This is a genomic window from uncultured Rikenella sp. (genome assembly GCF_910579375.1).
GTDB lineage: Bacteria > Bacteroidota > Bacteroidia > Bacteroidales > Rikenellaceae > Rikenella.
In genome coordinates this window covers 1-7,295 of the sequence record NZ_CAJTUJ010000092.1, presented here as the reverse complement: position 1 = coordinate 7,295, position 7,295 = coordinate 1, and the positions used below count along the sequence as shown (strand labels likewise).

Genomic DNA, 7,295 nt, shown 5'->3' with positions numbered 1-7,295 from the left:
CCGCAGTGAGGCTGACACGAGGCGGAGAACTGGGGCGAGCTTTGGACTGTGTCTGTTTTTCGGGCGCGAAAGCCGGCCACGGTTTTCGCGCCGCGTTGGGCTGAGCATGGGGCTGTGGATTGGGCGGTGAGTTGGGCAGGGCTTTGGGCGATGCTTGTGCGACCTTTAGGTCGCCGTCCTCGGCGAGGGCGACGCATCAGCGGCGCGTGGGGGGGGCGCGCCGAGGACGAACCTCATAGCAAAGAGGCGTTGCTCTTGCGGTTCTTAGAACCGCCGGGCTTGCGCGCTGGGCCTTCGGCCCACCCGGGGAGCGCGCAGCCCGAAACCAAAATAGGGCGGTGCTGGTGGCGGACTGCAACTCGACGGGGCTCGTTGCAGTCACCGCTGGCGGAGAACTGTTATCGCGCGATTCTTCGAATCGCAAGCATTCCTCCGTTTATTCCGAGAGGCAACGCAACTGAAAACCGTGAACGCGGTGATCCGCAGTGCGGATATTGAGAATCTGTGAACTGAAACTCAAGTCCATGCCGTTGACTCCATTTGTGATGGAAGACCAACTGTACCCGAGGTGGCCGACGCCCGTCAGAGCGCCCAATCGCCCGTTACTGCCTGCGTCGCGGAAGCCCGGGGCGGGATGCGATCGTAAAAACTCGAAACATAGAGCAAATAAATATGGGGCGATTCCGCCGATTCCGCCGATTCCGTTAATTTTGCAGTCGGACGGAAAATGGAAGTGAAAAGTCAATCAATTATTTCAGTATGGATTCAATGAATATGCTGGCTCCGCTCGTCTTCGTGATCGTTTCGCTCGTAGCTGGAGCTATCCTCAAATATGCCCTCAAACGCACTGTACTGCCTTATACCGTCGGGCTTTTCGCCTTCGGACTCCTGGTCGGACTCTGCGACCGGGCGGGACTCTTTGCCCAAGATTCCTTCTTTAAAGCCTCCATCGACTTCGCCGGACATATCGACCCCGATCTGATCCTCTACCTCTTTCTGCCCGTCCTGATTTTCGACGCAGCGTATGAACTGGACGCCCATATTTTCCGGAAAACACTGACCAATGCCACCCTGCTTTCCGTACCCGGAATGGTCGTAGCGATGTTCCTGACCGGACTGTTGATGATGGGCATCCACCTCTTCGCGCCGAGCTACGCCCAGTGGAACTGGAGCCATGCCCTGATGTTCGGCGCGCTGATCAGCGCCACCGACCCCGTGGCCGTCGTCGCCTTGCTCCGAGAGCTCGGCGTCAGCAAACGCTTCTCCACCCTCGTGGATGCCGAGTCGATGCTCAACGACGGAACCGGGATCGTCCTCTTTATGCTCTTTTTCGGAGCCTATACGGCCTCCGGAGCCGTCAAGGCGCCTGTGGCCGGGTTTGTCTATGTAGTGCTCGGCGGCGTATTGCTCGGCGTGATCTTCGGTTGGCTCTGCCTGTGGTTTATCACCCGCAGCCGAACCGACGCGATCGTCCAGAACAGCGCGATTCTGGTCTCGGCCTACGTCACCTTCTTTCTGGCACAGAGCTATCTGGACGTTTCGGGGGTGATCGCCCTGGTGGGGTACGGATTGGTGATCACCTATTACGGGCGGCCGCGGATCGCACCCGAAGTCAACCGCTTCATGCAGGAGTTCTGGGAATTGGCCACCTATGCTGCCAATACGCTGATATTCATCCTGGTGGGCATCGTGATCGCGGTGCAGGTACAGGCCACGTGGGTGGACTTCGCGATTCTGGTGCTGGTGTACATCGGAGTCAATGTGGTGCGGATGACGATGATCGCCCTCTTCTATCCGCTGATGAAACGGTCGGGGTACGGACTCTCGAAACGCGAGGCCGTCATTCTCTGCTGGGGCGGATTGCGCGGGGCGTTGGGGCTGACCCTGGCATTGATGGTCTCCTACACATTGCCCATTCCCGAGCCGGTACGGCGGCAGGTGCTCTTCCTGACCGCAGGGATCGTGACGCTCACCCTGACCGTCAATGCCACCACCGTCGGGTGGCTGTTGCGTAAACTGGGGCTCACGCGAGTGTCGTCGGCCAAAACTTTCCTGAACTATACGATTCAGAAACAGTTGTGCGAAAACACCACGCGGTATTACGGCGAGTTGCAGAAGAACGAAGCATTGCAGGGCGTCGATTGGGTGAAAGTGGCCGCTTTCGTACCCACGCTCGAAGATATTCCCGTGCCGGTGGTGGCCGGGCAGGATTTGGCAGCCAATGTCCGGCTCCGCATATTGGACAAAGAGCGGACACGCTACTGGCAACTCTACGAGAAGGGGATTATTTCGGCCGAGTCGTTGCGACGGTTGCTGGCGACGGTCGAAGAGCTCTACGACGCGGACGGCAAACGACCCCTGTGTGAGCGGGCTCGGCTGTTGGAGCTTCCCGACCTGCCGTTCTACCTGCGGTGGCGGAAACGATCGCGGGAGGTACTCTACCGGTGGGTCGACCGGAATCAGTCGACGACTTTCGTTCGGGTCTACGATGTGGCCCGTGGGCTGATCCACTCGCAACGCACCTCGATTACCTTGTTGGACGAGCTGGAAAGCTCCGATACCCTGAGCGGGGACGACCGTCGGGCCTTGGAAGGACTGCGCGGCGAAGTGCAACGCAATATCGAAGAGAGTCAGACGATTATGGACATGATTGCCCAGCGATTCCCGAGCTCCTACCGGCTGGCCGTCACCCAGAAAACCATCCGGATGCTCATCAGCGAAGAGAAGGCCGAAGTGCTCCGGATGCTGCACGAGGGGCTCGTTATGCCGGACGACGTGCAATCGATGTTGGACGACATCGACCGGCGGTATCGGATGACTACCCCGGATCGGATTCTGCGCGGTTGAGGGCCTCGGATGTGGCGGATCGGGAAAAGTTTGCCGAAATAAATCGGCAGAGTTTGGCCGGTCGGAGAAAAATGCCTATCTTTGCGGTTCGAAACACTAAACAACAAGCGAAACGAACATGTACGCTATCGTAGAAATCGCAGGACAGCAATTCAAAGTTGAGAAGGGTCGCAAGCTCTATGTTCACCGTCTGGCCGACGCCGAAGGCGCCGCCGTGAGCTTCGACAAAGTCCTGCTGATCGACAATGACGGAAAGGTTGCAATTGGCGCACCTACGGTAAAAGACGCCAAAGTGGAAGCTACCGTGCTGAAACACTTGAAAGACGATAAAGTCATCGTCTTCAAGAAGAAACGTCGCAAGGGGTATCAGAAACAGAACGGGCACCGGCAGTGTCTGACCCAGATCGAGATTAAGAATATCATCGCTTAACTCGCTCGCTGTTTCAGAGTTCAATAACGTTTAAAAAGTAAATCGAGATGGCACATAAGAAAGGGGTAGGTAGTTCGAAGAACGGCCGCGAATCGGAAAGCAAACGACTGGGTGTCAAATTGTTCGGCGGTCAGGTGGCCAAGGCCGGGAATATCATCGTGCGGCAGCGCGGAACGGTTCATAACCCGGGCGAAAATGTCGGGATGGGGAAAGACCATACGCTGTTTGCGTTGGTGGACGGTACCGTATGCTTTAAGAAGAAAGCGGAAGGGAAATCTTTCGTGTCGGTGGTGCCGATCGCGGAGTAGTTTTCTTCTGACTTAGGAGAGGATATACGTTATATCCTGAAGATACGAATTGCGCCTCTTTTCTTGTATGATGCAAGAAGAGAGGCGCAAGTTTTTTGCGTCGTGCAGTGTGAGGAATTTTATTGTATCGCCGGATACGTTTCAGGTAGGTCGAATGTCACCAATGTGTAATCCGGTTGTGTCAGTCCGTACAGAGTCTGTTCATCTTCCGAAAGGGTTATCTTGCATAATTCGACATCCGTTTTGAGGCGTGCGATGCGATTCCCGTCGTGATCGTAGATGAAAACGATATCGGCCCCGGCCGGATCCTGATTGTTCGGGCGTTCGAAATATTTGAATAACAAATCGTCATTCCATAAGATATAGATATATTTTTTTCCGATCGCTACATTCCAAGTGTATCCTATTGTCTCCTCGGGTTTGAAAAAGAGCGTCGTACCTCGGACTAAATATGTTTTTTCAGCAAAATTGTCTTCCCATAGTTTGATCGGTTTCCCGTCCCGCATGGCATAACAGCCGATGTAGGGCAATTCATATGGTGCGAAAATAGAAATGCCGTATCCGGCATTCATGCAACCTTGCAACCGGTCTCCGGCATTTGTTATCGATTCCGGGATAGGTGAGTTTCCGAAATATCCGATTTGGTTGAAATCTTTATCCAATAACGAAAAAAAATGGTCTTGTGCATGAAAACATTGTCCCATGTAGTGGTCGTCGCCGATCCGGCACAACTTGGTGTTGTCCTGCAACGGCACATCGCCCTGGTCTACCCGCCGTTTGTCGTGTGCCCGCATGGTCAGAGAATCTCCGCGATCCACCAATGTGTAGGAAATTACGCTCCGGCTCGGCAGGTCGTAGGCCATAAATGTGGAGTCGCTATCCGTATAGGCGAACGGGAATGTCCAAATCACCTCGGTCGGCCCTTTCCCTTTCGCCCCGAACTTGCCGATTTCTTGGAAAGTTTTCAGTGAAATCAGTCGCCCGAAGTTGTCTCCGATGCGCGGAGAAAGCACGACAAGTACTGAATCCAGTCGAAAGAAACCCTCGGGGTATGAGGCAAAAATATCTGAATTCCGAACGGTATGTTTTAGCGGGATTTCCATTCCGAAGTCGGCTTGTCCGGTCGGTTGGGTTTGGCTCCCGCAACTCGCCATTCCCCAAAGGCACCAGCCTGTCGCGAGGAGATAAATGAGGTTTCGCATGATATGTTTCCTGTGGATGCTCTGTAAAGTTAACATAAATTTATCCGATTTTTATCTTCATGATTCAGCACGGGGAAGGCAAGGTGTTAGGAAAGAGACGGCGTTTCTGGGAAAAATCGTAACTTTGACCATCTATACGCACCGCCGCGGTGTGCGACAGACTCATGGAAAATAAAAATACGAAATAAGAGATGCTTACATTGAAACAGATCCGGGAAGAACGCGAGGAAACCCTCGCCCGGCTGGCTAAAAAGGGAGTGGATGCCGCTCCGGTGATCGACAAAATCGGGACGCTGGATGACCGCCGCAAAGCGATTCAGCAGCAGTTGGACGGCAACCTGGCCGAACAGAACCGGATCGCCAAGGAGATCGGCGGGCTGTTTAAGAGCGGCAAAGCTGACGAAGCTAACGCATTGAAAGACAAGGTTGCCGGGTTGAAAGAGCAGTCGAATGCCCTGGCAGAGGAGCAGGCTGCGGTGGTGGCCGAGATGGAGGCGCTGATCGTGAGCTTGCCCAACCGGGCGGCCGAGATTGTACCCGAGGGGAGTTGCGCGGCGGATAACCTCGTTGTGAAGATGGGCGGCCCGGAACCGAAACAGCTCAAGGGAGAGGGGATTTTGCCCCACTGGGAGCTGGCCAAGAAATACGATATCATCGACTTCGAGCTGGGGAACAAACTCACCGGGGCCGGATTTCCGGTCTACAAGGGGAAAGGGGCCCGGTTGCAGCGGGCGTTGATCAACTTTTTCCTCGACATCAACACCGCCGCCGGATTCCTCGAAGTCGAACCGCCGATCATGGTGAACGAGGCGTCGGGCTTCGGCACGGGGCAGCTGCCGGACAAGGAGGGGCAGATGTATCATGCCACGGTCGATAATTTCTACCTGATTCCGACCGCAGAGGTGCCGGTGACCAATATTTTCCGCGACGAGATCGTGGACGAGAAAGAGTTGCCGATCAAGATGACGGCTTATACGCCTTGTTTTCGGCGCGAAGCGGGGTCGTACGGGAAAGATGTGCGGGGGCTGAACCGGCTGCACCAGTTCGACAAGGTCGAAATCGTGCAGGTGGCGCATCCGACGGACTCTTATGATCGGCTGGACGAAATGGTGGCCCATGTCGAGGGGATTGTGCAGAAACTGGGACTGCCGTACCGGATTCTGCGGCTGTGCGGCGGGGATATGAGCTTTACGAGCGCCCTGACCTATGACTTCGAGGTCTACAGCGAGGCGCAGGACAAGTGGTTGGAGGTCTCCTCGGTGTCGAACTTCGAATCGTTCCAGGCCAATCGGCTGAAGCTCCGTTTCCGCAACGCGGAGACCAAAAAGACCGAACTGGCGCATACCCTGAACGGCAGTTCGCTGGCTTTGCCGCGTATCGTGGCGGCTCTGCTCGAAAACAACCAGACGCCGGACGGGATCGTGATTCCGGAGGCGCTCCGGCCCTACACCGGGTTCGATATCATTAAATAGTTGCAGCTTTCGGGCGGTGGAACCTGTCGAATATCGAGATGGCGAAACTCTATGTTATTCCCACGCCGGTGGGAAACCTTGAGGATATCACCCTGCGTGCGATCCGTCTGCTGGGCGAGTGCGACAGCATCGTGGCCGAAGATACGCGGACGAGCGGCAATCTGTTGCGACACTTGGGGATCTCCAAGCCGATGACGTCGTACCATAAGTTCAACGAGCACGGCGTGGTCGAACAGATCGTCCGGCGGATGCTGGAGGGACAGACGGTGGCGTTGATTTCGGATGCGGGCACTCCGGCGATTTCCGATCCGGGCTATCTGTTGGTGAACCGTGCGATCGAGGCGGGGATCGCGGTCGAGACGTTGCCGGGGCCGACGGCGTTCGTACCGGCGCTGGTAAACAGCGGATTGCCGTGCGACCGGTTTGTATTCGAGGGTTTTCTGCCGCAGAAAAAGGGGCGGCAGAGCCGGTTGCAGCAGCTGGTTACGGAGCCGCGGACGATGATTTTTTACGAGTCGCCTCATCGGGTGGGGAAGACGCTGGCGCAGTTGGTCGAGTTTTTCGGCGAGACGCGTCGGGGGGCGGTGTGCCGGGAGATTTCGAAGAAATTCGAGGAGACGGTGCGGGGGACATTGGCGGAGCTGGCAGCTCGTTATGCGGAACAGGAGCCGAAAGGCGAGATCGTCTTGGTGATTGAAGGGGCGCGGGATTGAGGGCGCGGATGTCGTAAGCTGCATGCGGATAGAGACCGGGGTGAGGAATTGGGGCGAGGCAGCTTGAGGATGCGAAGCATCCGTCTAAAGTTTTTTCGGTTCCTTTTGTTCACAACCGACGCTGCCAGCGAGTGCAATGCAAACGCAGTTTGCGAATTGCCGAGCGGCGAGGAGGAAGGCGAAGCCAACGAGAACAGTTCGAAGGCGGGTCAAAGCTCAACCGCGCGCGACTGCTGGAGAAGGAAATCATTCAAACGCGTGTTTCGCGTTTGAATAAGATTTCCGCCAGCGCGCGGACAAAGGGTTGGGCTGAGACGGCTGTT

6 protein-coding genes are annotated in these 7,295 nt (G+C 55.9%); 5 read left to right on the top strand and 1 reads right to left on the bottom strand.

The window, feature by feature from the left end; genetic code table 11:
• The first annotated feature begins 759 nt into the window (after positions 1 to 759).
• The 3 genes from QZ302_RS07535 to rpmA all read left to right on the top strand — a co-directional run bounded on the left by QZ302_RS07535 (position 760) and on the right by rpmA (position 3,585).
• A complete protein-coding gene (locus QZ302_RS07535; protein WP_294594145.1) occupies positions 760 to 2,847 on the top strand; it encodes a sodium:proton antiporter in 2,088 nt (695 codons plus the stop codon).
• Between the two features lie 118 nt (positions 2,848 to 2,965).
• Positions 2,966 to 3,277: a 50S ribosomal protein L21 gene (rplU, locus tag QZ302_RS07530; RefSeq protein ID WP_294594143.1), complete on the top strand. Its 312-nt coding sequence runs from the start codon at positions 2,966 to 2,968 to the stop codon at positions 3,275 to 3,277.
• Positions 3,278 to 3,324: 47 nt separating this feature from the next.
• Entirely contained in the window at positions 3,325 to 3,585 is a 261-nt protein-coding gene (gene rpmA / locus QZ302_RS07525; RefSeq protein WP_027291149.1) for a 50S ribosomal protein L27, read from the top strand.
• A 119-nt stretch (positions 3,586 to 3,704) separates the two neighbouring features.
• Here rpmA and QZ302_RS07520 read toward each other — a convergent pair whose 3' ends face one another.
• Positions 3,705 to 4,787: a hypothetical protein gene (locus QZ302_RS07520; protein ID WP_294594140.1), complete on the bottom strand. Its 1,083-nt coding sequence runs from the start codon at positions 4,785 to 4,787 to the stop codon at positions 3,705 to 3,707.
• A gap of 191 nt (positions 4,788 to 4,978) precedes the next feature.
• On the opposite strand from QZ302_RS07520, the gene serS reads away from it, so the two are divergent.
• A complete protein-coding gene (gene serS / locus QZ302_RS07515; RefSeq protein WP_294594138.1) occupies positions 4,979 to 6,259 on the top strand; it encodes a serine--tRNA ligase in 1,281 nt (426 codons plus the stop codon).
• 38 nt (positions 6,260 to 6,297) lie between these two features.
• Entirely contained in the window at positions 6,298 to 6,972 is a 675-nt protein-coding gene (gene rsmI, locus QZ302_RS07510) for a 16S rRNA (cytidine(1402)-2'-O)-methyltransferase (protein WP_294594136.1), read from the top strand.
• The last annotated feature ends 323 nt before the right edge of the window (positions 6,973 to 7,295 follow it).